The organism is Hyphomonas sp. (assembly GCF_036964145.1).
Classification (GTDB): domain Bacteria; phylum Pseudomonadota; class Alphaproteobacteria; order Caulobacterales; family Hyphomonadaceae; genus Hyphomonas.
In genome coordinates this window covers 312,077-337,676 of record NZ_JBALUC010000001.1, presented here as the reverse complement: position 1 = coordinate 337,676, position 25,600 = coordinate 312,077, and the positions used below count along the sequence as shown (strand labels likewise).

Sequence of the window (25,600 nt, the reverse complement as noted above, 5' to 3'; positions counted from 1 at the left end):
TAAGGAATTGGAAAGCGGAGCGGGTAATGAATCCGGTAAGAAGAGTCAAGGTTGCACGCTGTCATGAACGTGCAGTTTCAGGAGCTGGTAGAATGGTACAGTTTGCGCTGAGGCGCTCCCATATTGTTGCGGCCGCGGCGATGACTGGGCTGGTTGCGGCCTGCGCCCACACGCCGGGTCAGGCTGCGCCGCCGCCGATCGCTGCCCCTGCCCCCGAAACCGGCCCCATCACCTACGCCTCCTCGGGCCATGCCGGCATGGACACATGGCGCACCGTCTTCTCGGCAAAGGCGCTTGCAGCCGGACATGACCGCGAGGTCGTGAAATCTGTCCTGGCAGGAATCTCCCCATTGGAGCTCTGGCTGGGGTCGAGTTTCCAGCCTGCTCAGACCGGGATCGAGGACCAGGCCGAATTTGCAAAGCCGATCTGGGATTATCTGCGCGTGCCGATGAGCGACAGCCGCATCCGGACCGGGGCCTCGCGCCTCGCGGAAAACCCGGCCCTGTTCGATGCGCTTGAAGCTGCCTATGACGTCGACCGCGAAGCCATCGTCGCGATCTGGGGCATGGAAACGAGCTTCGGCGCCGTCAAAGGGAATTTCGACGCGCCAAACGTCCTCGCCAACATGGCTGTGGAAGGCCGCAGGCAGAGCTTGGCTGAGCGCGAATTGTTCTCCCTGATGAAGATCCTCGAACAGGGAGACGCCGACCGCGACGATCTCACCGCCGGATGGGCAGGTGCCATGGGCCACACCCAGTTCATGCCCTCAACTTTCATCGCTTATGCCGAAGACTTCGATGGCGATGGCAAGAAGGACATCTGGGAAAACGAAGCCGACGCACTGGCCTCGACGGCAAACTACCTTGCCCATTCCGGCTACACACTGAACCAGCCCTGGGGCATTGAAGTGCTCGCGCGCACCGGGTTCGATTTTGGCCTCGCAGACGGCAATGAACGCCGGATCGAAACCTGGGCAAGCGCTGGCCTCGTGCCCGCGCGGGGCGGTGCCTTCGAGACGGGTGGCGCCAATTACGCCGAGCTTTGGCTCCCTGCTGGCGCGGAAGGTCCGAAATATCTGCTGTTCAACAATTTCAAGGCCTTCAAGACCTACAACAATGCCGACTCCTATGCGTTCGCCGTCGGCCTGTCCGGCGATGCGATGGGCGGGCAACGCGGACCGGTGGCTTCATGGCCCACGCATCTGACGCCCCTCACCGTGAGCGAGATCAAGATCCTGCAAGCCGCCCTGAATGCGCAGGGCTTTGACGCCGGGGGCGTGGACGGAATCCCGGGCCGCAAGACCAAAGGCGCCCTGCAGGCATTCCAGAAGTCGCGAGGGCTTGTCGCCGACGGCTATCCGACGAAACAGGCGCTCGCGCTCGTCACTGCGGACTCGACGGTCGGCGTGGCGTCCACCCCGTCAGGCACGAACTGATCAGGCGTCGTCGAACTCTTCATCAGGTTCGCCGACGCCATCCTTCAGCCCGAACCGGGCGAAAAGGATCATGAACGTGAGCAAGCCTGCGCAGAAAATGAATGGCAGGTGCGGGTTCACATATTCGTAGACGAACAGGCCAAAGAACGGCGTGATGATAAAGCCCATGCCATTGGCTGAAATCACGAGGCCTGCGACATTGCCCTGCAATTGGGGTGACACAGCAAGCGATGCGCCACTGGAGAAGCCCGGTCGCGCAAGCCCCTGCCCGAGGCCGATGCAGAACTGGGCCAAGATCAGGTTCGCATAATCATTCGCGAACACCATCAGGATGGCGCCGACCAGCAGCGGCAGGCACCCGCCCCACATCAGCGTCTTGTTTTTCAGTTTCAGGCGCGGGATCAGCACAAGTTGCGCCAGCAGCACGGCCAAGGCGCCCACGGTGAAAGCAGGCCCGGTGAATTGCGCGGCCTCCTTCCCGGAGACTCCCAATTTGTCCATGACGGAGAATACGAACACCTGCGTCAGGACGCCGGTCGTCAACGACAGGCAGACTGCAAAGACGAGGAAAGGCAGGACCGGCCCGGACCGCCACAGGCCCCGCGCGCCGGGAATCTCGTCAAACTGCGTAGCATCCGTAACCGGGTCGCGCTCTTCCGGCAGGCGGAACCAGATCATCGCCGACATGGTGAAGGCGATCACCGCCGTCAGGAGGAGCGGGCTAAGCAGCCCAAGTGTCGCCACCAACGCCGCGGCGAAGGCGGGGCCGACAACCGTGCCAACACTGAACCCGGACGTGATGAAGGCAATTTCGGATTGGCGTTCAGCCTGGCTGGTGCGGTCGGCGACATAGGCCTGCGCGGCCGGATTGGTGCCGGAGCCCAGCAAGCCGAAGATCGAGCGCGACATGGCGAGGCAGGCGAACATCAGGAAGGTGCCGGTCAGCACGCCGGACAGAGTCAGCCACCCGGTCAGGAATAGTAGCAGCATGGACATGCCGTACCCGGCGAGTCCCAGCGCGGCGACGGGCCGCCTGCCCCACCGGTTCGAACGTCCGCCCCAGAACGGCGACATCAATGACCAGCACAAGGCAGACAGGCCGAAAATGGCCCCGGCCATCCAGTCCGGCAGGCCAATCTCCCGGGTGAGCGGCGGCAGAACGGCCGCAATCAGCATCGTGTTGCCGGCGCCAATGGCCATCAGGGAGAAGAATAACAGGAAGAAGGCGCCGCGCCGGTCTGGCCTGGACATATCTGGTGGAATCGTCTGCCCCTCACTCATTCTCATGTCATCGGCCCGTCTTCCGGAAATGTCCAGCAGCAAGCCAAAGGTGCCGCTAGGGCAGTCGGTTTTTCGTTTAGGCGCTCGCAACTGTCAGCTGGAAAATGCGTTTACGTTGGACAATGCCCAACCCTCGTCATAATCTTGCTAAAGGGTTAATCTATGGAGCTGGGAGTATCTTGGGAAACACACGGGGATATCTCACATGCTGCGGAAACTGATATCGACGCCGGGCCGCCTTGTGCTCGGAACTGCCTTGGCCAGCCTGCTCGCGCTGACCGCCTGCGACCAACAGGACACCCGGCTCGAACGCGCCCGTGATCTCGCCGAGGCGACCATGGACCAGCTGAGTGGCCGGACCCTTGTCGAACCGGACTCCCCCAGACCCCTTGAAGCAGCAGATGTCATGGACCGGGCCATTGCCGGTACGCTGCGCAATGACATGAACTTTGAAACCGCCAGCGCGGGGCCGATGTTCGCCGTCGGGTCCATCATCGCCAAACCAAAAGACATCCCCCCTGCCGAAGCCATGGCGGTCGTCGAGGATGACGAGGTCTTCCTGGAAGACCCGGAAGTGTTCGACGAATTCTCGGACGAAGCGGTTGAGCCCGAGAGCGCGCTGATGATGGAATCCGAGGCCGCGACTGAAGCCAGCCCAGCGCCCTCAGCCCCTTCTGCCCCCCGCAGCCTGTCAGTCCAGCCCGCCCGCGTCATGCCCAAGGTAAAGCTTGATCCGAAGGCGCGCGACAAGACGTTGCGGGACATCGAACAGGCTTCAAAACAACAGGAGCAGGTGGCTGCGAAGGAGCCAGCCTCCGCGCCGCGGACCCGCTCACTCAATCCGCGTTCGCTGGAATCAGCCCCCATTCAGGAAAAGGCCGCTGCCCGCAAACTGGCGCGCCGGTCGGTGATCAGCCGTGATGCCATCAAAGCTCAGCGCGACGCCAATTCGGTGATGCTGGACACATTGTCCAAGTACGGCATGGGCGGCGAAGTGGCCCTGTCCCGGGAAGGCCAGATGGTCATCCAGATTGGGGAGGATGGCGGGAGCCCGACCCGGTTCACACCTGCGGGATCGCCCCGCGGGGCGCTCCAGAACTTCCTCGCCGTCGATGCGAAAATCGAGTGCCCGGACAATCCGGACATGGTGACGGTACAGTCGAGCCCGGTTTTGGCCACAGAATGTATCGTCAAGGATTTGCGAGAGTCCGGACAGTTCGAATATGTCGAGAAGGACTATATCTTCGAGAACCAGTTCGCCCGGAAGCCCCGCCCGGATTCTCCGACCACCGGCACGGATGCGACACCGACTGTCATCACCGACACGACCATCACGCCGAATGACCCTCTCTGGGAGCTGCAATGGCATTTCCAGAACAATGGCACAGGCGAAGGCGAATCGTCTGGCGGCGCCAGCTTCCAGGACTTCTGGACCCGTCAGGGCACGGAAGGGTCTGAGAAGGTCGTCGTCGCCGTCGTGGATACCGGCCTGCAACTGGAACATCCCGACATCAAGGATTCCCCGAATATCGCGCCCGGCTGGGACATGGTCTCCGACCCGCGCATGGGCAATGATGGCGACGGCCGCGACGCCGACCCGAACGACCCCGGCGATCTCTGTGATCCATCCGTACCATTTGCGGAAGATACGTTCCACGGCACGCATGTGGCAGGAACGATTGGCGCAGCAGCCACCAACAACGCCTCCGGTGTTGCAGGCGGCGCGTGGAATGTGAAGATCGTCCCGGTTCGCGCCCTCGGCAAATGCGGCGGACGCCTGTCCGATATCAATGACGCCATCCGCTGGGCAGGTGGTCTGATCCCGGCTGAAGATGAAGAAGGCAATGAGATCTGGAACGACAATCCGGCCGATGTGATCAATCTGTCCATTGGCCTGTTCGAGTATTGCCCGGCCTCCCTCCAGGACGCCATCGACTCCGTCACTGATCGTGGCGTGCTCGTTGTCTCAGCGGCTGGCAATGCCCGGGTCGCCACGCAATATTATGCGCCAGGCGGCTGCGCGAATGTCATCACTGTCGCCGCGGGTGACGCGCGGGGATATATCGCGCCATACTCGAATTTCGGCCCTGAAGTGGACCTGCTGGCGCCTGGCGGGGATTTGACGCGAGACGACAATGGCGATGGCCGGCCGGACGGTGTGCTCTCCACGAAGGCCGCAACAAATTGCTACGATCCGGTCACCGGCGAGGCTGTGGATGATTGCTTCTACGCCTTCGAACAGGGCACTTCGATGGCCGCGCCGCATGTCTCGGCGGCGCTCGCCCTGCTGAAGGCGCGCGACCCGGATGCCACGCCGGAAGAGTTGAAGGCGACCCTTCTGGCTGCGGCCAGCCCACGATCCGCCCAGCAATGTTCTGGCGCCTGCGCGCTTTATCCGGGCACGACGCCCATTGAAGGCAGCCCGGACATGTGCACGCGGCCATGCGGCCAAGGCCTGCTGGACCTTGCCATGGTGCCGGAGCGGTCGACCGGTGGCGGCGAAAAATAATGCCGAAACGCCGCCCTTCCCCTGTCCATCTGGGCGGACCGCTCGGTCTCGCAGGGGTCACCCTGTTGGCGAGCGCAGTCGGGCTGGTCGTTGTGGCCAATGATAGCCGGGATAGCCGGCAGTCCGCGGCTGGACAGAAACAAACTGCCGAGCAGACGGTGACGGACAGCCGCCCGCCCGCTGGGTCGGTGGGTGTGGAACAGCTGCGCCCTGCGCCTGCCGCTGGTGACGCGCCGGCCCTGCCGACCCCCGCGACCACGCACCCTCGCTTGGCCGGCGCGGAAGCGACCTTCATCGTGCGCCTGAAAGGGCGGCCTGAAATCGACACGATCTGCCGGAACTACAAACGCGACCGCGCCGCAGCAGAGGCTGCCTTTGCAGACCTGGCGGCGGAAATCCCGACATTAAGGGATTTCCGCCTCGTCGGCGCCAGCTATTCCGGTGAAATCAATTTGACCTACAGGCTGCCTCCGGGCGTTGAGCCCACCCGCGGCCAGATCGAAGACATTCGCAAGCGTATCTTGTCAATTGACGGCGTCGCCTATGCGGACCCCGATTTCGTAGCTCATCCCGGAGAGGACAAACGCAAATGACATCTATCCGTACACTACTCATTGCGGGCGGATGCACGCTGTCTCTTGCAGCATGTGACTTCCTCGTTGCGCGCGACCGTGACGAGCCGGCCCCGGTTGAGACCGAAGCGCCAGACGCCACACCAGACGAGGCCACGATCCTTCCAGACGAGTCCGAAAGCTCGGTCATGGTGGCCAGCACGGCGACGATTGACTGGGACGCGGCCCGCGCAGATCTCGCTGCCACGCCGACCGAACAACGCCAGACCAGTTTCCAGGTAGAATCCGGCGGAACTGCACCACCTGTCCCCGTCCTGTTGCCGACCGGGATAGTCGTGCCACAAGGTGCGGAAAGCGGCGTCCGGTTCCAACCCATGTCGGATGGCTATTTCGCAGCCTATCCCGGCATTGATTACGACATCATCGTCAACGGCACGAATGAGGTCATTGGAGCGGATACGTCCGGCGATGGAGAAGACGAGCCTGTCCTGACCTACACCCCGACCATGAGTGGAGCGCAAGTATCATTCTCGCGCTATGGCGCCGACTACTTTGTGGAGTTCGAGTGCAAATCCATTGAGGGGGATGAAGCCGACTGCATCACGGAGCAAGAAGCTCTGGAGGTGACCAACAAGCTTGTAATTGCGGGGACGCGTTGATGAAACCAACACGATTGCTGCTGCTGGCGAGCGCAGCCTTGATGCTGGCCGCCTGCGACTTTGTCAGATTTCCGGGAGATGGCGGGCCAAGCCCGGCGACCCCGGATGCCGGGCCTTCCGTACCGCCGGGGGCCCCTGGCCCACCGCCACCCTCCGCCCCCGTGGATGATCCATATGGAAATGGAGACCAGCCGCCCATTGATACGGATGCGGAGGCTGGCGACACAGACGATCTGCCAGCAGGCGATAACGCCTCAGAGACCCCAGATCCCGCCCTTCCGGACGAGACTGACACGGATGCGGCAGATACGGATACGCCCATAGAGGACTCGCTCGATGCCGACGAGCCGGATCCTGTTCCTGATACGACTCCGGTGGACGAAGATGGGGAAGATGGCACCGACGCTCCGGACATGGCTACTGATCCGGATGAGGACACAGGTCCCGTGGTCGCCCCCGATCCGGACACGCCCCCAGATACGGAACCGGATGTCGACGAACCGGATGATTCAGATGTCACACCGGAAGATACAATTGACGAGGATGAAGACACAGCCAGCCTTCCGGAGCCCGTCGAGCCGACCTTCAGCTATTTCGAGGCTGGTGCCCTTCTTCCCGGCTCGGGTCAGGGCGCGCCGGAGCAGGTTGTTTACGCGCCGGACCTTGTCTTCCCCATCGCGGAGGCGCCTGCATACCTCCAATCGCAAGTCTTCAGCTTTGGCGGCGGCGTCGCGGGCGGCGACCAGTGCGATGCCCGCAACTATGACTATCCCTGGCGGGACAATTTCTGCGAAGTGCGGAGCGCCAATCGCACCTCCCCTTACTGTCCCCAGCCAAAGGTTCATCAGGGTCAGGACATCCGCGTGGGGACCCCGCAGGAATGTAATACGCTGCGCCGGACGGCCGCCAGCGATCGCACCTTCCACAAGGTCGTTGCCGTGTCGGATGGCGTCATTTCCCATGTCGGCACCTACAGCGTGAATTTGCGCGCAGGCGGCCGCATCTTCAAATACATGCACATGAACATGGACAAATTGCAGGTAAAAGCCGGCGATACCGTCCAGGCGGGACAGCATATCGGCTACGTCTCTAACGATTTCGGCGGCACGCCAACGACATTCCACCTGCATTTCGAAATCACGCAGAATGATGGAGGCGCAGGCTGGGTCCATGTCCCACCCTATCTCTCATTGGCAAAAGCCTATGAGCGGCGGGAAGGCGGACCCGGCGAAATGGTCGAAGCCGGCACCGTCGGGGTCGCCACCACGCCATTCGTGATCCCCGAAGGAATGAAAATCATCGAGTGATCCGGGATCAGGCCGGCTTGAAGGTCAGCGCGACGCCATTGTTGCAATACCGCAAGCCGGTCGGCTCCGGTCCATCCTCGAACACATGCCCCTGATGCCCCAGGCACCGGGCACAATGATATTCCGTACGCACATAGATAAGCTTGCGGTCTGACTTGGTGCCCATGGCGCCCGGCAGCACATCATAGAAGCTGGGCCAGCCTGTGCCGGATTCGAATTTCGTCTCCGATGAGAACAAGGCGAGGTCGCAGCCCGCGCAATGATAGGTTCCCGTACGGGCTTCCTTGTTCAGGTCAGATGTGAAGGGTCGCTCCGTATCCTCGTCCCGTAAAACGGCAAAGGCAGCCTCGCTGAGACGCGCCCGCCAATCCTCTTCGGTCAACTGCCGCCATTTGGACTCTGCAAACTGGTCCTCATTGTCAGCATTTTCGGCATCAGCCGATTCCGACGTCGAATTGATGGAACAGGCGGCAAGGCCTAGCGAGGCGGCGCCAGTGAGGAGCAGCGAACGTCGGGAAATCTGATGTCTCATGCGGTTCATACGCGGGACCATGCCGGATGGTTCAGTCGCGCACTACACACAAGCGCGTGAGGTGCACATCAGCCCGCATCCTCGACCCAGACTTCGCCATCCAGATCGTCCAGTTTGCCTTGCAGATGCATCCGCACATCGGCCACGGCCTGATTGTAGACGGCCGACCCAAGCGTCTTCAGCATCAAATCTATGATATCGTCTGCGCGAAAGGCGCTGAGGCGTTCGTCGAATTCAGTTGCAAACAGGGTCTGCAAATGCCCGCGAAGTGTCTCGCGGCGTTCCTCCGTCAGCTCAAGCGCTTTCATCCTCATCTCCCTTGGGCAGGTTCCGCCCGAAATTCACCGCACCGGAATCCTGGCCGGCATCAATGATTGCCTTCCGGATCGAGCGGGCGCGGGTAAATTCGTTGAACAAGGTCTCCCCGTCCCCCCAGCGGATGGCGCGCTGCAGGGCGGCGAGATCTTCGGAGAACCGGCCGAGGCATTCCAGCACCGCATCCTTGTTGTGCAGAAAAACATCACGCCACATGACCGGATCGGAAGCGGCGATACGCGTGAAATCCCGGAACCCCCCTGCGGAATATTTCACGACTTCGCCCTGCTCCACGGTTTCCATGTCGAATGCCGTTGCAACAATATTGAACGCGATGAGATGCGGCAGATGTGACGTAATGGCGAGCACGCGGTCATGCCGGGCCGCATCCATTGTCTCGACGGTTGCGCCCAGTTGCGTCCAGAAAGCTTCCAGTCGCGAGATCGCCTCGGCATAATCTGCATCCCCCTCCGCCAGCGGCGTCAGGATGTGCCAGGCATTCTGGAAGAGCGTCGGAAAGCCCGCTTCCGGACCGGACTGCTCGGTACCGGCAATCGGATGACCCGGAATAATATGGACGCGTCCGTCTGCCGCCGCAGAAAGCGCTGAAGCGGCCTGTTCCTTGACCGAACCGACATCCGTCAGAATGGCACCGGCCTTCATCAGCGGCACAGCATCGGCTGCCACCGCCTCCAGCGCCCCCACAGGCACGCAAAGAAACACGCAATCGGCTTCCGTGACAGCGGATCCCAGATCCGCCGCTATATTGCCGAGACCAATACCTGCCGCGCGCTGGCGCACATTATCGCTGACATCATACAGGACCACAGACTCCGCCGCGCCATACTCCTGGGCGGCCCGCGCAATGGACGCACCGATCAGGCCGGCGCCGATAATGGCGATCTTGGTGAAGACGGGTTCGGTCATAGTGTTCCTGCAGACAGATTGCGCCCGCTCTGGTGGGGAATGCAGCGGCCAAGGTCAAGGGTTACATGTCCCTGCAACCATCTACCGCAGCTGACATAGGCGGCGCGCTTCCTATGTACGGAACATACGCAGACAAAAATTTGTCCGGTCATACGACCAGAAAAGGTCTTGGAACATGAGCAACCCCTCCCCCATTATTTCCGGCATCCGCCAACGGTGCGGCAATTGCGGCGAAGGCAAGCTGTACAGCTCCTATCTCAAGCTCAACAAATCCTGCCCCGTATGCGGGCGCGACATGTCGGAGGCTGATACGGCCGACGGCCCAGCCTTTTTTGTCGGCTTTGGCGTGCTGCTGCTGCTGGCCCCGTTCCTGTTCCTGCTGCCAATGAGCCCGTTGCCGCTGGCACCGATGATCATCGCGTTCATCGTGTTGTGCGCAGCGGTGATCGGTCTGTCACTCTGGTTGCTTCCCGTGGCCAAAGGTGTGCTGCTGAATTTGCAGCTTCACCATGGCGCCGAACAAGCGAGCTTCCAGTCAGAAGACAGGGACTAGCCTGACACAGCCTGCTCGTCGCGTTCGCCGGTACGGATGCGGATAATGCTGTCCAGATCATAGATAAAGATCTTGCCGTCCCCGATCGTGCCCGTATTGGCGGCTTGGGTGATGGCTTCGGCATACCGCTCGGCCGACGCCGCCGGGCAGGCGACTTCAACTTTGACTTTCGGCAGGAGCCGCACTTCATACTCGGCGCCCCGATAGACTTCCGTCTTGCCGAGCTGACGGCCATATCCGCGCACTTCCGAGACGGTCAGTCCGGTCGCGCCCGCTTCGGACAGCGCGTCAATCACCGCATCCAGCCGGCTCGGCTTGAAGATGGCTGTTACGAGTTTCATGGCGCTCAATCCTTTGATCTATAATGCGAATTAGTCATTTCTAAACTACCGAGGCGCGCGGTGGGCCGTCAATGGCTTTCGCGGCCATTGCTTGTCACAGGCCGTGCCAAACGCACTTTTTCGGTCACTGGTGCTGTCGCACCGCCCCCCGGAGACGCGTAAAGGCGTTTGACCGCTTCCACCAGCACCACGCCGCCAAGGCCCGGCGCGAGCATTCGGCCCATCACTTCCCATCCTTCTGCCGCAGATGCGACGAGAGGGGTCGCCAGTGGCGGCATGTAGAGCGCACTGCTGGACGCCGTGACCTGGAACAAGCCGATAGAGAGCAGATTCATCAGCTGAGCGCGTGTCCATGGCCGGCCCTGACCAAACGGCGTCCGGGTCGCGCGAGACCAGAGTCCGGACCTATTTGACGCGGCCAGCACGATCCGCCCCTCGGGCGCCGTGATCCGCCAGATCTCCCGCAAATAGGCGCGCGGATTGCCCGCTTCCTCCAGACCGTGCAGAACGATCACCCGGTCGAACATCCCGTCCGGAAAGGGCAGGCGGACATCGCCGATCGCAACGGCGGCATTGCCGCGCCCGAATGGATCCCAGGAAACCGGGCCATGGTCGAGCGGGATGGCCGCCACACTGCGGCCGGGCGCGGCGCCGAAAGCCTCCAGTACCGGAATGGCGTAGCCAAGCCCCAGCAAGGACAGGCCCCGCGCATCCCCCCAGAGGTCCGTCAGCTTGCCCGACAGGATACGCGTTGCCGCCAATCCCAACGGGGACGCATAGAAACGTTGCAAAGTGACGGCATCCTGACGCATGAAAAGGCCTGTGCTAGTCTGGTCTGCAGGAGACACTGATGACGAAGATTACTCTCGACATACACAAATTTCCCTGCCTGAACGATAATTACGGCTACCTCGTCCACGAACACTATTCGGGCGATACGGCCGCAATCGACACGCCGGACGCCGAAAAATACCTGGCCGAAGCGGCCCGGATGGGCTGGACGATTTCCCATATCCTGAACACGCACTGGCATCCGGACCATGCCGGCGGAAACCTCAGGATCAAGGAGCAAACCGACTGCACCATCTATGGCCCAGCCGGAGAGGCCGACAGGATTCCCGGCATTGATGTGAAACTGTCCGAAGGCGACATCGTCGAGTTTGGTCGCGCGCCTGCCCGTGTGCTCGATGTGCCCGGACACACGCTGGGCCATATTGCCTACCATTTCGCAGATCAGGGCGTTGCCTTCGTCGGCGATTCCGTTTTCGCTCTCGGCTGTGGCCGGGTGTTTGAAGGCACGATGGACATGATGTGGAACAGCCTGTCCAAGCTGAAAGCCTTGCCGCCTGAGACCATGCTCTACTGCGCGCACGAGTACACGCAGGCGAATGCCCGGTTCGCCGTCACGGTCGATCCGGACAATGAAGACCTGAAGGAGTATGCGCGGTGGATTGATGAGCGCCGTGCCGAGGGCCTGCCAACCGTACCAACGCGACTCAACAAGGAACTCCGGACGAACCCCTTCCTGCGGGCGGATGATCCTGCCCTTCAGGCCGCCATGGGACACCCCGGCAACGCGGTGGAAACCTTTGCCGAGATCCGGGGCCGCAAGGATCGTTTCTGATGCGCGGCATTTCCGGCGATCTCGGGGCTAATGAAATCATCCGGATGCTGGGTTTGATCAAGCATCCGGAAGGTGGCCACTATCGCGAGACATTCCGGGCGCCCACGCCAGAGGGCGGCCGCGCCACATCGACCTTGATCTACTACCTGCTACAGGCCGATGAAGTATCCGCCTGGCACCGGGTGGACGCAGATGAATTCTGGCTGTGGCACGCTGGCGGTCCATTGTCCCTGACACAATCGCCTCCGGACGGACAAGGCGCGCGCGCCATCACGCTGGGTCCTGACCTTCGCGCTGGGCAGGTTCTGCAATGCGTCATCCCTGCCCAGCATTGGCAGACTGCCGAGACGCTGGGCGCCTGGACGCTTGTCAGCTGTATCGTTGCGCCGGGATTTCATTTTGGCGGGTTCGAACTGGCCCCTGAGGACTGGCGCCCGACCGTCTAGCGGCGCGCCCTCAGCGCGCGTACCATCAGCGGCGAGATGAGGACGACCACCAACCGCTCTAGTGGGCCGTTTGCGAACTTCCTGAAATAGCGGACTAGACTGCGTCCCTTGTGTTCGATCACGGCATCAGAGGGAATGTCCGATGTCGACCCATAATGCAGCGCGCCCGCATGGGGCTGGTAGACAACACTCCCGCCCGCCTTCAGCACGCGGCGGCAAAGGTCGACATCCTCTACATGCAGGAAATAGCCTTCATCAAAGCCGCCCATGCTGCGAAACGCATGGCGATCCATCATGAAGAAGGCGCCTGAGACGGCCCCGACCTCTATGGATTCCCGGGGGGATGGCTCGTTCTCGAGCGTCCACTTCCCAAATCCCATCGCGCGCATCAGCGTCAGCGTGTTGCGCCGGGCCCCGCGTTCTTCGCGGCCATGAATATCGAATATCTTGCCCCCGACCAGCACCGGCTCGGCGCGCTTGTCCATCGCCCCGACCAGTCTCGCAAGAGAGCCCCGGCGCAGCACGGCGTCCGGATTGATTACGAGGAGCAGCTTGCCCAGCGCCCCTGCCGCGCCCTTGTTGACCCCTGCCCCGAAACCGGGATTTGTCCCGTCACGGACAATATGCACCTTGTTTGACACCGCAGCGAAATTAGCGATCCAGTCCTGCTCCGCCGGCGGGTTCCCATTGTCGACCACCACAATTTCCGAGACGTCCGGATCGGACTTCAGCGCATAGAGACATTCATGCAGCCGCGGACCGGTATGATAGGTCACAACGACCGCCGTAATGGTGGGCAGAGTCATCCGAGCGATCCTCTTACGCGGCGGGACAGGAGAACAAGCGCAGCAACCGCCAGGGCTAGGGTCGCCCAGAAGGCCTCATTCCAGGCACTATAGGAGAAGCTGAACAGGCAGAAGGTCGCCGCCAGCATGCCCCCAATGGCATAGCGGACATCTGCACGCAGCCTGCCCCCCGGAGGGAGGCGCCAGCCGACCAGCAGGACAGCCAGCGCCATCAGCAAGGCACCAACCAAGCCTGTTTCGGCCCAGATCTGAAGCGCCATATTGTGCGGATGGCCCGGCACAACCGGGTAGTGCGCCCAGAAATCCGGCAATTGCGCCATCCATTCCGGATAGGCCGCATATGTCTCCCGCCAGGATTTCGAAGCTTCGATGCCATGTCCCGTCAGCGGCGCCTCCTGTATCTTCCCGATCACGACCTCCCACGACCAGGCACGCGACTGAAACGACCCCGGCAAGGTCCTGCCGGACCGTTCCAGCAGGTGAAGCAGGCCGCCGATCAGGAAGGGCGCGAGCGCGATATAGGCCGCCGCCGCCGTAAACAGGCCGCGCAGGCCATAGTTTGGAAACAGGCGTATAATGAGGAAAGCGGCCAGCATGAGCAGGGCGCCGAACATGGCGGCCGAAGCGCCAAGCAGGGCGAAACTTGCCGCACTGGCCAAGGCGACCAGAAACGCCACACCTTTCCAGGCGATACCCGACCGCGCACCAAGATAGGCAACAAGGATGGGAAGCACGAGTGCAAACGCATTGGCGCCACGGTCAAGATTCTGGAAGCCCGAGGAATATTCGAGCGGGTCATCCCCATAGAAGAAGGGCATGGCGGCCGCCCCAAGATACGGGCTAAGCAGCACGAGCAGGCCATGTACGGACACAGCGCCCAACATGAGGCGTGAGGAAATCTGGGCCCGCCCCGGCGCGATGCGCAATGTCCCGGCAATGAGGAGAGTTGCAAACATCAGTGTCAGGGCGATCCGCAATCCGGCAGACCGAATGGCAAAATCCCCTTCCAACAGGTTTCCAGTGACGATTCCGCGCGAGACCGGTGACCAGTATTCACTCGCAACGGCCCAGACGAGGAAGGCAGTAGCTGCCATCCAGTAGTGCGCAGGCCGGATGCCGGGCCGTGCAACAAACACTGCAGGAATGGCCGCAAGCGCGAGCAGGAGCACATTGCCTTGTGTTCCGGCTATGCAGGTGAAAGGCCACAACAGGAAGGCCGCCGCGAGAAAAGGTGCGTAGCTCATGCCACGCATCTTTTCCTGTTCCGCGGTGCCTGTCACCTGCTGATCCGGATCAGTCGGATTTCAGGTCTGGCGCGAGCGCCTCTTGGGCAAGTTCAATGCAGGCATCGTCCAGAGAGATCATCTGTTGGCCATTGCTGCCCAGACGGCGTAGCGCGAGCGTACGGTCCTCGGCTTCACGGCCTCCGACTACGGCAATGATCGGCACTTTCTGCAGCGAATGCTCGCGGACCTTGTAATTGATCTTCTCATTGCGAAGATCGGTCTCGACGCGGAGGCCCGCCTTGCGGAGCGCGGTAGCGGCTTCTTCGGCATAGTCATTTGCCGCATCCGTGATGGCCGCCACCACGACTTGCACCGGCGACAGCCACATCGGGAATGCCCCGGAGAATTCCTCGATCAGGATACCGATGAAGCGTTCCATCGAGCCAAGGATTGCGCGGTGGAGCATGACCGGGCGCTGCTTGGACCCGTCCGAAGCAGTATATTCCGCCCCGAGACGTTCCGGCAGGACATAGTCGAGTTGGAGCGTACCGCATTGCCAGACACGGCCAATGGCGTCCGTCAGCTGGAACTCCAGCTTCGGCCCGTAAAAGGCCCCTTCCCCCGGCATGATCTCGCAAGGCAGGCCCGCCGCTTTCACGGCCTCTTCAAGGCCCTTCTCGGCGCGGTCCCACGTGGCGTCATCACCGGCACGCACGTCCGGCCGCGTCGACAGCTTCACAGCGATATTCTCAAAACCGAAATCCCGGTACACGCTTTCGAGCAGGCGGCAGAAGCGGATAGACTCTTCGACGATCTGGTCTTCCCGGCAGAAGATGTGCGCATCATCCTGCGTAAACTGACGGACCCGCATGATCCCGTGCAGCGCGCCATGCGGCTCGTTGCGATGGCAACAGCCAAATTCCGCGAGGCGCAGCGGCAGGTCGCGATAGGATTTCTGGCCCTGCTTGAAGACTTCGACATGGGCCGGGCAGTTCATCGGCTTGAGCGCCATCAGCTTGGCGTCTTCCGGCACCGAAATGTCCACGCCTTCGTCACCCTCGGGAATGAAGTCCGGCACGATGAACATGTTCTCGCGATACTTGCCCCAATGGCCGGATTTCTCCCACTGGGCGGAATCCATCAATTGCGGGGTCTTGATCTCCTCATAGCCGGCGGCATCAAGGCGCCGGCGCATATAGGATTCGATCTGCAGCCAGATCTGGTAGCCTTTCGGATGCCAGAAGATGGACCCGGCGGCCGCGAGACCGTCGAGATGGAACAAGTCGAGTTGCGTCGCGAGTTTGCGGTGGTCGCGCTTCTCGGCCTCTTCGAGGCGCAGCAAATGCGCCTTGAGATCTTTCTCATTGGCCCAGGCTGTGCCGTACATGCGCTGGAGCATCTCGTTCTTGGAGTCGCCGCGCCAATAGGCGCCTGCCAGCTTCATCAGCTTGAACGCCTTCGGTAGCTTGCCCGTGCTGGGCAAGTGCGGGCCGCGGCAAAGGTCAAACCAGTCGCCTTGCTTGTAGACCGTGATCGCCTCGCCCGGTGGGATGATGTCGTCGATGATCTGCGCCTTGTAGTCTTCGCCGACCTTCTTGAACGTCTCGATTGCCTGATCCTTGTCCCAGACTTCGCGAACGATGGGATAGTCGGCGTCTATGATCGCCCGCATCTTGGCTTCGATCTTTTCGAAATCTTCTGTCGAGAACGGCTCTTCGCGGGCAAAGTCGTAATAGAAGCCATCATCGATGACTGGGCCAATCGTGACCTGCGCATCGGGATAGAGTTCCTGCACCGCCTGGGCGAGCACGTGGGCCGCATCGTGGCGGATCAGTTCGAGGCCTTCGGCATCATTCGCCGTAACGAGTTCGACCTTCGCGTCGCCGTCGAGCGGGCGCATCAAATCTCTCAGCTCGCCGTCAACCCGGGCGGCAAGCGCCTTCTTGGCGAGGGAATTGGAAATCGATTTTGCGACATCAAAGGGCGACGCGCCCTCTTCATATTCGCGGACGGAGCCGTCTGGCAGGGATACTTTGATCATGGTCTAATCTTTTCGTGCATTCTTGCGCTCTGTACAGCGCGGCAAATTCGGTTCCGGTCAGGCCCTTTATCCGGCGTCTGCTTAACGCGACTTCACCAGATTTCCCACCCCATACGCTTTTCTCGCGCAGTGGCGGGGTTTTCGGACCCTATCCGGGCTTCTTTCGGGCTGTTTATGGGTACATGAAGCGGGCGCGCACAAAGGCGCAGCCAAGGGGGCGCGTCAGGCACCCCGGCGAGTTCGTGTGGTCAGGCCAACAGGGCCAGGAAGGCAACGAATATCACTCATCTCGTTTCATATGGCATGAGGACTGGCGGTTTTCAATTCGTTCCATGGCCTTGCGCGCCGACCATTCGCCATAGCGCCAAGGCTGCCAAGCCGGTATATCCGGCAATGTTTCCGGCACGGGGTCCTTGCCAAGACTGCCGCCCGGTCGGCACCGGATGAACCGCGCCAGTCCCATCCATATGCCCGGCCACCAGCCATGGCGGGCCACGCATTCGGCGCCATATTCGCTACAGGTCGGTGTATGCTGGCACCGCGCGCCGAAGGCGTAGAACACCTGGCTCGGCCCATGCTTGTAGACCCAGAGCAGACCATTGGCCGACCGTCGCCGCAACCCGGCCATCTCAGCCTGCCGTCTCGCGCGCAAGACCGCGGCTTGCCAAGGCTTCTTCGATTGCGGCAACCGCCGCCTCAAAAGCTAGCAGGGTGGACGTATGACGCGGCGGATAATCGGCTACGGGTTCCAGATGGCGCAGTTCCCAGAACCGGCCTTCTGGCGGGGGTCCGTTATCCTTCAGCATGCCCTTCAAAGCATCTCGCGCCGCGAACACCTCTTCAATCATTGCGCCGATGGCGTGCTCAGCCAGAATGGAGGTTGCCGCCTGGCCCAGCGCGCACGCCTTTGGATCGACCGCAATGGCTGTGATCCGCTCGCCGGCCTCATCCAGGGTAAGATCGACCTTCACGGTCGATCCGCACACACGGGAAACCTTCAGGACTGAGCCGTCCGGATCAGGCAGATCGCCAATATGCGGAATCTCCGCGGCCAGTTCGAGAACACGATTGTGATAAAGTTCGCTCATCGCCTGAAACATGGCCTTCGCAGCTGCGCCGCGCAAGGCTGGGCGCGGTGACAAAAAAAGCCGCCTGACGCGTGCAGAAACACGAGGCAGGCGGCGAAAGTTCGTCGTGCATTGAAAACGGGGCGCTCAGGCCGTGACCCGACCACACAGGAGAGGCGTGTTAAGGTCAAATAAAGCTTCCGTCATCGGGTCAAATGCAGTCCAAATGTCAATCAGACGCGTCGCCAGGTGGAGCCACCGGCACCGTCCATGATCTCGATGCCTTTGGCGGCGAGTTCGTCGCGAATCCGGTCGGCCTCGGCCCAGTCTTTGGCTGCGCGCGCATCAATGCGGGCCTGCACCAGCGCGTCGATACGGTCATTTCCGTCATCATCCCCGCCCTGCTCCCACGCCTTGGGCGTGAGCGTCAGAAGCCCCAGGAGTTCGCCGGCATCCAGCAGATTTGCGCGCGCCGTGGCCATCGCATCCACATCGCCTTTGTCGGCCGCCGTATTGGCTTCACCGGCGAGCCGAGACAAAGACGCGAGCGCTTCTGGCGTATTCAAATCATCGCAGAGCGCATCGAAGACGCCGCGATCATCAATCCGGCCGCCTTCAGCGTCCCAGACACGGCGCAGCGCGCCATAGATCCGGTCAAGCGTGGTCTTGGCCTGTTTCAGCAAATCCTCTGTCCAGTCGAGCGGCGCGCGGTAGTGGCCGCTCAGCATGGCAAAGCGCAGCACTTCCCCGTGCCACTGCTCCAGCAGCTCATGGACCAGGACGACATTGCCGAGCGACTTCGACATCTTCTCGCCGCCCATATCGAGGAAGCCATTGTGCATCCAGTAATTCGCCATGATCTCGCCATGCGCGCATTCCGACTGGGCGATCTCGTTTTCATGATGCGGGAATTGGAGGTCGATGCCGCCGCCATGAATGTCGATTGTCTTGCCGAGATGCTTGGCGGCCATGGCCGAGCATTCGATATGCCAGCCGGGACGTCCCCTGCCCCATGGGCTGTCCCAGATCGCGTCCTCTGGCTCGCCTTCCTTGGCAAATTTCCAAAGCGCGAAGTCGGCCGGGTCGCGCTTGTCGGCGTCCACGGCGACACGGGCCCCTGCTTCATTGTCATCAAGCTTGCGGCCGGACAGTTTGCCATAATCCGGCATGGAATTGACGGAGAACCAGACGCCTTCCTTGCCGACATAAGCGTAGCTCTTGCGGACGAGTTTCTCGATCATCTCGATCATTTCGCCGACATGATCGGTCGCCCAGGGCTCGATGCTCGGCGACAGCACGTTCAGCGCGGACGTATCCGCATTGTAAATATCCGCGAATTTCTTCGTGATCTCGGCAATTGGCTCACCGCTCGCAAGGCTCGCCTTGATGATCTTGTCTTCAATGTCGGTGATGTTGCGTGCGTAGATCACGGCATCGTCCCCATACACCCTCATCAGCAGGCGCCGCAGCACATCGAACACGATGGGCGGGCGGGCATTGCCAATATGAGCGTAATTATAGACCGTGGGGCCGCAGACATACATCGTCACCCGTGCCGGATCCTGCGGCTGGAAAACGCGCTTTTTGCGCGCGGCGGTGTCGTAAAGGCGGATTGTCATGGTCTTTGGGCTCGATTTCGGAAGTCTGGACGTGTCGCTGGCGCTACGGGTAGCTGGCCAGCCCTAATGGCGTGTTGATGCGTTAACAGCAACACCGGCAGGCAGACGGACACGGAAATCGAGTTGTTTTCATGCTGTAGGCGATATCATCAGCAGGCAAAAAAGCCAAGATCGGGGTCATCCGCTCGCGCCACGTCACCGTAGAAAGGGCTGGAAACAGGGCATTCTCGCCCTTATGTTCCACGTATCGCCCTGAGGGTAGCAACTCCGGGCGGGCGTTAAGTCCGGGCAGGGGAGCCTTTTTCACGCTTTCCCAGACCAAGCCTCGGCTCGACCCCCGTCCCTCAGTCGAAGGAAACTTCAATTATGGCCATGGACGCCATCACTCCCAATAAAGACAAGGCACGCGCAGAGCCCATGAAGCGCCCTACCGTTCAAGAGGCCGAAGAAGCTGTGCGCACGCTCATCGCGTGGGCCGGTGACGATCCACGGCGTGAAGGCCTGCTCGACACGCCAAAACGGGTCGTCAACGCCTACAAGGAATGGTTCTCCGGCTATGACGAAGACCCGGTGAAATACCTGTCGCGCACCTTCGAAGACGTGCAGGGCTATGATGACATCGTCATGCTGCGTAACATCGACGTGGAGAGCCATTGCGAGCATCACATGGCGCCCTTCCTCGGCAAGGCGTATGTCGCCTACATGCCCTCTGCCGCAGTTGTCGGCATTTCCAAGCTGGCGCGCGTGGTCGAGATTTTCTCGAAACGCCTGCAGACGCAGGAAACCATGACCGCCCAGATCTGTGACGCCATCACCGATAGCCTGGCCCCGATGGGGACGGCCGTCCTCATCGACGCCGTGCATGAATGCATGTCGACCCGCGGTGTCCACCACAAGGATGTCAGCACGATCACCACGCAGTTCACGGGCGTGTTCAAATCGGATGCCGATTTGCGCAACCGCTTCCTGCGCATGGCCGGCAAGGGCTGAGCCCGTTTTCATCGAAGACGAATGAACCCCGGCGCGATGCGTCGGGGTTTTTCTTTAACTGCTACTGACCGGGCCGGGTCTTTTTCAGCCAGGCAACAATATCCGCCACGACCTTGTCCGTTCCTGGCTCATCCACGATCCAGTGGGCATTGTTCTTGTATTCCAGGAAGTCTCCGGCCACCGGGCTCTTCGCATATTTCTCGCCGGCCTTGCGGACGGCCTTGGCCGGGGTTGCGCGATCTGCTGTCGCCGCAATGGTCAGCGTAGGGACAGTGAACAGGGTTTCGTCGATCTCGATTCCGTCCGCAATGTCGCCGTATACCTTTCCGGAATCATAGCGCGCATCGGCATAAATCTCGGCATGGCGGCGGCGCGGCACCTTGTTGAGCACGCCATAGCGAAAGCCTGACTCCCAGACCTTGTAAGCCTTGGACCGGTTCCGGCCGATCAGGATGTTCAGGAAGGTGTAAGCGACAGGCAGCGTGACCGCGCTGCAATCCTTGGGCTGGGCAGGCGTCAGGAAGACCGCCTGGCTCACCAGCCCCTGCTCGACCAGGCACTGCGCGATCAGACCGCCCATGGAATGGCCGATTACGGCAGGTTTCGCGCCTGTTTCGTCGGCCATCAGGCGGGCTGTGTCTGCCATGGATTTTACATAGTCATCGAGCCCAAGATCGGACAGGGACGCCGGAGGATTTTCGCGGACACGCTGGTCCGGGAACAGGGTCGGTGTGCTACAGGTCCATCCAGCGGCCTCAAAGCCCGGTTGCATCCGGTGCCAGACCTCGCCGCCACACCCTATCCCATGAATCATCAGCAGGGATTTCGTCATCAGGTGGCGCCTCTATCTGTCAAAACCGTTCAGCCCTGAACTTCCTTGTGGCCGGAAACCGGGTCCGTCCAAGTCTGGAACCGATTAGCCACTTCTGAATAAACGAGCCGCTTGAATGGCACGACAAGCGCCGGCACGTCCTCAAGCCGCGACCAGCGCCATGCATCGAATTCCGGCGTGTGCCGGTCGAGCCGGACGTCACTGTCAGAGCCCTTGAACCGGAAGGCGAACCATTTCTGCCGCTGGCCGATATAGGGCCCGGGCAGGCGCTTCTTCAGGTCAGGCGGGAAATCGTAGAACAGCCAGTCAGACGTCTCTTCGAGCACATCGACCAGTTTTTCGGGCACACCGACCTCTTCTTCCAGTTCTCGCAGGGCGCCGACGAGCGGCGTCTCCCCTTTGTCGATGCCGCCCTGAGGCATCTGCCACTGGAACGCGCCCCGGCCATTGATACGCCGCCCAATGAAGACGTGTCCCGCCTTGGAAAACAGTGCAAGGCCAACATTCGGCCGGTACAGGTCGGGATCAGGCGCGGGTATCGTCACCCTTCCGGGTTTACCGGAGCCTGCGACAGGCTTCCAGTCTGGACACGCTTAGGCTGGGATTTTTCTGCAGGGCCAACCGAAACCAGGGCAGATACCGGCGCAAGGACGACCCCGCGCTTCTGCATGTCCTGAGTCCAATCCTTGGCAATCTCGATGGTCAGCGGGAAGGCATATCCCGCGCCCATGGAGGCGCCGTTTTCCTTGGCGAGGGTTTCAAGCCCCAGCAATTCGGTGCGAATATCGTCGGCTGTCAGCTTCGCATCAATGGTCGCCGCCGCGCGCGTAAATTTAACCTGTGTCCGCATGGCTGCCCGATCAAAGGCCCCATTCTTGAAGCTGCCATCCTCGACCAGCGCGATGCCCCGGTCGCGCAGCGTCTGCAGCACAGGCCCGACAGCGCCCGGGTCTTCCGCGAACTTGGCGCCCTGGTAGTTGATGATGCCGAAATATCCGCTCGCCCGGCTCAAGAGGCGTTCGAGGCGCGGCAGGTTGCGATCCCCTGTATCCCCGGCCAGCAGGGTCTGCGGATGCATCTTCATGCGGCCATATTCAAAGGATTCCATCGGCACTTCGATCAGGACTTCATGTCCCTGCTCGCGGGCCTTGTTGACCCAGTACTGCAAATTGCCCGCATCCGGCGCGAAGGAGAGCGTCACTTCAGGCGGCAACTCTTCAATCGCCGCCTTGGTGTGGGTCGAATTGATGCCAAGACCGCCAATGACCAGCGCCACGACGGGCTGGTTGCCCGGATTGGCGAAGGGACGGGCATAAACATCTGCCGGCGCTTGTCCGTCTGCGGAGATGCGCGGAAGAGACAGGCCGTTCACGCGTTCGGTCAGACCAGCCACGGGGGCGGTATCTAGTGAGGTCACGCGGGTGACCTCACCATAGGATTCGCCGGGGCGTACGAGCTTGCCATTGATGCGGATGCCGCCTGTGGGCGAGTCTTCATCCCCCTGCCCGGTCGGAGCGGGAGATGGCGCGGCGGATTCGGCGTATTCGACCCCGAGGCTCGGCTGTTCGGATGGCGTGTCATCTTCCGCCAGCACCACACGGGCGCCAAGTGCCTGGGGGGTCTCGCCTTTCAAGCGGGATTTGAGCTCTGCGGTGGAGCCTTGACTGGTTTCAAACAGGGCCAGCACGGCGCGCGGCCCGGAATCCGAAGGGTTGCCGGAGTAATGGATGCCAGCACCGAGGCTGGCGGCCAAGCCCCCAAAAACGAGCAAGCTCATGGCTGCATGGGTCAGACCCGTGCGCAAAGGTGAAGGGTCGGCATCCCTGCGGCTAGCCATTGATGGACCTCGTCGAACCAGTTTGAAGAATTCTGAACGATCAGAATTGCATCCAACTGGTTAACAGGTCGCAAACATCTGGTTAACCGGCACGTCTCATTGCACTGGCGGTTACAGTGCCTTCCTTGAGCATTTCCACAGCTCTCTTGAGCTGGAAATCCTCGCCATCCCAGTCTTCGGGCGGCTGTTCATCCGGCATCGAGATGTCTTCGCGTTTTTCACCGTCTTCATTGGCAAGCGCATGCGGCAGGTCAGCTTCGGACCAGCGCTGGATCCGGGCGAGTTCTTCTTCGGACAGACGCGACTGGGTGATCTCGATATCGGGATCGATGCCGAGCGCCTGAATGGAGCGGCCCGCCGGCGTGTAATAGCGCGCCGTCGTCAGTCGAACTGCACCGCGATCTGCGCCGAGCGGAATGACAGTCTGAACCGAGCCCTTACCGAAACTGGTCGTGCCGACCACGGTTGCCCGGTGGCGATCCTGCAAGGCGCCGGCAACGATCTCGGACGCAGAGGCCGATCCGCCATTGATCAGAACGATCATCGGGATGCCCTTGAAGACTTCGCCGGAATGCGCGTTGTAGCGCTCCATGTCGGAAATGCGCCGACCTTGCGTCGACACCACTTCCCCGCCGGAGAGGAACATGTCGGAAACCGACACGGCCTGATCAAGCAGACCGCCGCCATTATTGCGCAGGTCCACAATGAGTCCGCGCGGGCGGGATCCGGTTTCTTGCGCAATACCTTCGATGGCTTCTTCGAGCAGCAGGGTCGTGCGCTCGTTGAAGGTGGAGATACGGATATAACCGATATCGCTTTCCTGCATCTTCCAGGTCACTGATTTCTGCTGGATCACTTCGCGGGTCAGCGTGACGTCGAACGGATCCTCGCCTTCGCGCAGAATCGTCACGTCAATGTCGGTCCCCTTCTCGCCGCGCATTTCCTTGACGGCTTCGTTGAGGGTCTGTCCGATGATCGGCTTGCCATTGATGGCGGTAATCAGGTCGCCGGGCTCGATGCCTGCCCGGCTGGCAGGCGTGTCGTCCATCGGGGAGATGACTTTCACGAAGCCATCTTCCATCGTCACTTCAATACCGAGGCCACCATATTCGCCACTGGTCTGAACCTGCATGGAGCGGAAATCGTCCGGATCAAGATAGCTGGAATGCGGATCAAGCGAGGTGAGCATGCCATTGATGGCCGCTTTCATCGCCGCGCGTTCATCCACTTCGGTGACATAATCCTGACGGGCGCGGGCAAGGATTTCAGCGAACAGGTCCAACTGCTGGTAGGTGACCATGCGCGGGTCTTCGGCCTTGTCCTCCGGTGAGGCGAAAGCGGAAAATCCGACAGCTGCGCCACCCAGAACGACACCCAGGGCAGCCCCTGTCAGTAGTGAACGCATATTCCAGTCCTCCATCATCCTTTTGACCTTAGCTCCGGCCTGGTAACCACTCTGCCGGATTCATTACCTTGTCGCCAAGCCTTAATTCCATATTCAGCTCGGGAACCGGCTCGGCCCGGTCGGGCATGCGCCCGACAGGCTCGCCTGCAGAAACGCCTTGGCCTTCAGTGACATAGATCCGGCTCATACCTGTAAGAATAACATGGTAACCGTCACTCGTCCGCAAAATTAACATTGATCCATACGTCCGGAAGGGACGGGCATATTCAACCGTTCCGCCGACCGGCGCGACGACCTGCGCATTGGCACGCGCCGCAAAAGCAATCCATTCTGACTTGCCCCCGGTGGGCAGCTTTTCACCGAATGCCCGCGCGAGCGATCCGGCGACGGGCGGCTTCAGCGCCCCCAGGACAGCCTTTCCAAGAGGACGCGAGGCGGGTGTCCGCGCAACAGCCTGCGAGGCAGAGGGCTTTGAGGGCGAACTGGACACAAGACGTGGCCTGAGGTCCGGTTTGGCACCGGGCGCCGAAGGGGCCTGGGCTTCGAGGGACGCCAGCAGTGACCTCAGATCCTCTTCTTTCGCGCCGATCGCCGCAGCCCGGGCTTTCAACACCGCAATGTCGCTGGACAAATCCTCGAAATTCCCGCGCTTGGCGGCGGCGAGGCGTTCAATCTCGACCTGTTTCAGCGCGAGCGTTGCCTCGGCCGCATCCAACCGGGCCTTTTCGCCTCGGATACGGCGCTCAAGCTCATTCAGCGTGTCGATTTCCCGTGACAATTCTTCGGTCTCGGTAGCCAGGCGCGGAGTTGTCTCGCTCATCAGGATCGCACGCCGCACGGCCGTGTTTGCCTTGCTGGGAGACACGATCAGCGCAGGAGGCTTCCGGCGATTGGAGGCTGCGAGCGCGGCGAGCAGGTCTTCCAATGCCTGCCTATTTTCGAGCAGGCTCATCTGCGCCGATATCCGGCGTGCGCCCAGATCGATAAGGGACTTCTCTGCATTCGACGCCTGCTCTTCCCTGCGCTGGGATTCCATGGCGGCGGATATCAGCTGGCTGTCGATGTTCTTGAGATCATTCAGCGTGGTGTCGCCCGCCGTCTGCAAGGCTTCCAGCTTCTGTTCGGCGGCGCGGCGCTCGGCTTCCAGCGTCTGCAGGTCTTCCCGCGAAAACGTGTCCGGCATCGCCGCCGTCAGGGCAAACGCCGCAAGGGTCAACAAAAGGGGCCGGCAATTCACGCGCATCCCGTCCTTATTGCAGGCGGTCATGACCTCAA

Annotated in this window: 26 protein-coding genes; 9 read left to right on the top strand and 17 right to left on the bottom strand. The window is 61.3% G+C overall.

Annotation, left to right across the window (positions count from 1 at the left end):
• Positions 1-92: 92 nt before the first annotated feature.
• Positions 93-1,436, top strand: a complete 1,344-nt coding sequence (locus V7660_RS01735; protein ID WP_335601396.1) for a lytic murein transglycosylase — start codon at positions 93-95, stop codon at positions 1,434-1,436.
• Here V7660_RS01735 and V7660_RS01730 read toward each other — a convergent pair whose 3' ends face one another.
• Complete coding sequence (locus V7660_RS01730; RefSeq protein ID WP_335601395.1) at positions 1,437-2,717, bottom strand: MFS transporter; 1,281 nt, start codon at positions 2,715-2,717, stop codon at positions 1,437-1,439. It abuts the gene before it with no gap.
• A 205-nt stretch (positions 2,718-2,922) separates the two neighbouring features.
• Between V7660_RS01730 and V7660_RS01725 the strand changes: the two genes are divergently transcribed.
• Genes V7660_RS01725 through V7660_RS01710 form a run of 4 tightly spaced genes read left to right on the top strand, consistent with a single transcriptional unit; the run spans position 2,923 to position 7,764 of the window.
• Positions 2,923-5,226 carry a S8 family peptidase gene (locus V7660_RS01725; RefSeq protein WP_335601394.1) on the top strand — a complete coding sequence of 768 codons (2,304 nt, stop codon included), beginning with the start codon at positions 2,923-2,925 and terminating at the stop codon, positions 5,224-5,226.
• Complete coding sequence (locus tag V7660_RS01720) at positions 5,226-5,819, top strand: hypothetical protein (protein WP_335601393.1); 594 nt, start codon at positions 5,226-5,228, stop codon at positions 5,817-5,819. The genes V7660_RS01725 and V7660_RS01720 overlap by 1 nt, the downstream gene beginning before the upstream one ends.
• On the top strand, positions 5,816-6,457 hold the full coding sequence (locus tag V7660_RS01715) for a hypothetical protein (RefSeq protein WP_335601392.1): 642 nt from the start codon (positions 5,816-5,818) through the stop codon (positions 6,455-6,457). Before V7660_RS01720 ends, V7660_RS01715 begins: the two co-directional genes overlap by 4 nt.
• Complete coding sequence (locus V7660_RS01710) at positions 6,457-7,764, top strand: M23 family metallopeptidase (protein WP_335601391.1); 1,308 nt, start codon at positions 6,457-6,459, stop codon at positions 7,762-7,764. The genes V7660_RS01715 and V7660_RS01710 overlap by 1 nt, the downstream gene beginning before the upstream one ends.
• Before the next feature lie 7 nt (positions 7,765-7,771).
• On the opposite strand, the gene msrB is transcribed toward V7660_RS01710, so the two are convergent.
• From msrB to V7660_RS01695, 3 genes are all read right to left on the bottom strand, one after another.
• Positions 7,772-8,296 (bottom strand): peptide-methionine (R)-S-oxide reductase MsrB, encoded by a 525-nt coding sequence (gene msrB, locus V7660_RS01705; protein ID WP_335601390.1) that lies wholly within the window; start codon positions 8,294-8,296, stop codon positions 7,772-7,774.
• A gap of 68 nt (positions 8,297-8,364) precedes the next feature.
• Entirely contained in the window at positions 8,365-8,604 is a 240-nt protein-coding gene (locus V7660_RS01700; RefSeq protein ID WP_335601389.1) for a DUF2164 domain-containing protein, read from the bottom strand.
• The gene (locus V7660_RS01695) at positions 8,591-9,538 is read right to left on the bottom strand and encodes a prephenate/arogenate dehydrogenase family protein (protein WP_335601388.1); all 948 of its coding nucleotides are present in this window, start codon (positions 9,536-9,538) and stop codon (positions 8,591-8,593) included. Before V7660_RS01695 ends, V7660_RS01700 begins: the two co-directional genes overlap by 14 nt.
• A 175-nt stretch (positions 9,539-9,713) precedes the next feature.
• On the opposite strand from V7660_RS01695, the gene V7660_RS01690 reads away from it, so the two are divergent.
• Positions 9,714-10,091 carry a DUF983 domain-containing protein gene (locus tag V7660_RS01690; RefSeq protein ID WP_335601387.1) on the top strand — a complete coding sequence of 126 codons (378 nt, stop codon included), beginning with the start codon at positions 9,714-9,716 and terminating at the stop codon, positions 10,089-10,091.
• Here the strand turns inward: V7660_RS01690 and V7660_RS01685 are convergent.
• Positions 10,088-10,432 carry a P-II family nitrogen regulator gene (locus V7660_RS01685; protein ID WP_035547527.1) on the bottom strand — a complete coding sequence of 115 codons (345 nt, stop codon included), beginning with the start codon at positions 10,430-10,432 and terminating at the stop codon, positions 10,088-10,090. The genes V7660_RS01690 and V7660_RS01685 overlap by 4 nt on opposite strands.
• A gap of 68 nt (positions 10,433-10,500) precedes the next feature.
• Positions 10,501-11,244 (bottom strand): class I SAM-dependent methyltransferase, encoded by a 744-nt coding sequence (locus V7660_RS01680; RefSeq protein WP_335601386.1) that lies wholly within the window; start codon positions 11,242-11,244, stop codon positions 10,501-10,503.
• Between the two features lie 38 nt (positions 11,245-11,282).
• Here V7660_RS01680 and gloB point away from each other — a divergent pair, with 38 nt between their 5' ends.
• Together gloB and V7660_RS01670 are read left to right on the top strand one after the other, a co-directional pair.
• Complete coding sequence (gene gloB, locus V7660_RS01675; RefSeq protein ID WP_335601385.1) at positions 11,283-12,056, top strand: hydroxyacylglutathione hydrolase; 774 nt, start codon at positions 11,283-11,285, stop codon at positions 12,054-12,056.
• Positions 12,056-12,502 carry a cupin domain-containing protein gene (locus V7660_RS01670; RefSeq protein WP_335601384.1) on the top strand — a complete coding sequence of 149 codons (447 nt, stop codon included), beginning with the start codon at positions 12,056-12,058 and terminating at the stop codon, positions 12,500-12,502. Before gloB ends, V7660_RS01670 begins: the two co-directional genes overlap by 1 nt.
• Here V7660_RS01670 and V7660_RS01665 read toward each other — a convergent pair.
• From V7660_RS01665 to cysS, 6 genes are all read right to left on the bottom strand, one after another.
• Positions 12,499-13,308: a glycosyltransferase family 2 protein gene (locus V7660_RS01665; protein ID WP_335601383.1), complete on the bottom strand. Its 810-nt coding sequence runs from the start codon at positions 13,306-13,308 to the stop codon at positions 12,499-12,501. The two genes, V7660_RS01670 and V7660_RS01665, sit on opposite strands and share 4 nt — an antisense overlap.
• Entirely contained in the window at positions 13,305-14,552 is a 1,248-nt protein-coding gene (locus tag V7660_RS01660) for an O-antigen ligase family protein (RefSeq protein ID WP_335601382.1), read from the bottom strand. The genes V7660_RS01665 and V7660_RS01660 overlap by 4 nt, the downstream gene beginning before the upstream one ends.
• A gap of 49 nt (positions 14,553-14,601) precedes the next feature.
• Positions 14,602-16,575 carry a threonine--tRNA ligase gene (gene thrS, locus V7660_RS01655; RefSeq protein ID WP_335601381.1) on the bottom strand — a complete coding sequence of 658 codons (1,974 nt, stop codon included), beginning with the start codon at positions 16,573-16,575 and terminating at the stop codon, positions 14,602-14,604.
• 280 nt (positions 16,576-16,855) lie between these two features.
• The gene (yidD, locus tag V7660_RS01650; protein ID WP_335601380.1) at positions 16,856-17,203 is read right to left on the bottom strand and encodes a membrane protein insertion efficiency factor YidD; all 348 of its coding nucleotides are present in this window, start codon (positions 17,201-17,203) and stop codon (positions 16,856-16,858) included.
• A gap of 1 nt (position 17,204) precedes the next feature.
• A complete protein-coding gene (locus tag V7660_RS01645) occupies positions 17,205-17,717 on the bottom strand; it encodes an iron-sulfur cluster assembly scaffold protein (RefSeq protein ID WP_335601379.1) in 513 nt (170 codons plus the stop codon).
• A 158-nt stretch (positions 17,718-17,875) separates the two neighbouring features.
• A complete protein-coding gene (gene cysS / locus V7660_RS01640; RefSeq protein WP_335601378.1) occupies positions 17,876-19,261 on the bottom strand; it encodes a cysteine--tRNA ligase in 1,386 nt (461 codons plus the stop codon).
• 372 nt (positions 19,262-19,633) lie between these two features.
• Here cysS and folE point away from each other — a divergent pair, with 372 nt between their 5' ends.
• On the top strand, positions 19,634-20,251 hold the full coding sequence (gene folE / locus V7660_RS01635) for a GTP cyclohydrolase I FolE (protein WP_348211047.1): 618 nt from the start codon (positions 19,634-19,636) through the stop codon (positions 20,249-20,251).
• Between the two features lie 61 nt (positions 20,252-20,312).
• Here the strand turns inward: folE and V7660_RS01630 are convergent, their stop codons facing one another.
• The 5 genes from V7660_RS01630 to V7660_RS01610 form a co-directional block, all read right to left on the bottom strand.
• Positions 20,313-21,083, bottom strand: coding sequence for an alpha/beta hydrolase (locus V7660_RS01630; protein WP_335601376.1), 771 nt, complete (start codon positions 21,081-21,083; stop codon positions 20,313-20,315).
• A gap of 29 nt (positions 21,084-21,112) precedes the next feature.
• A complete protein-coding gene (locus V7660_RS01625) occupies positions 21,113-21,628 on the bottom strand; it encodes an RNA pyrophosphohydrolase (protein WP_335601375.1) in 516 nt (171 codons plus the stop codon).
• On the bottom strand, positions 21,625-22,920 hold the full coding sequence (locus tag V7660_RS01620) for a divergent polysaccharide deacetylase family protein (RefSeq protein WP_335601374.1): 1,296 nt from the start codon (positions 22,918-22,920) through the stop codon (positions 21,625-21,627). Before V7660_RS01620 ends, V7660_RS01625 begins: the two co-directional genes overlap by 4 nt.
• Before the next feature lie 82 nt (positions 22,921-23,002).
• Positions 23,003-24,325 carry a S41 family peptidase gene (locus V7660_RS01615; RefSeq protein ID WP_335601373.1) on the bottom strand — a complete coding sequence of 441 codons (1,323 nt, stop codon included), beginning with the start codon at positions 24,323-24,325 and terminating at the stop codon, positions 23,003-23,005.
• Between the two features lie 28 nt (positions 24,326-24,353).
• Positions 24,354-25,592, bottom strand: coding sequence for a murein hydrolase activator EnvC family protein (locus V7660_RS01610; protein WP_335601372.1), 1,239 nt, complete (start codon positions 25,590-25,592; stop codon positions 24,354-24,356).
• Between the last annotated feature and the right edge of the window lie 8 nt (positions 25,593-25,600).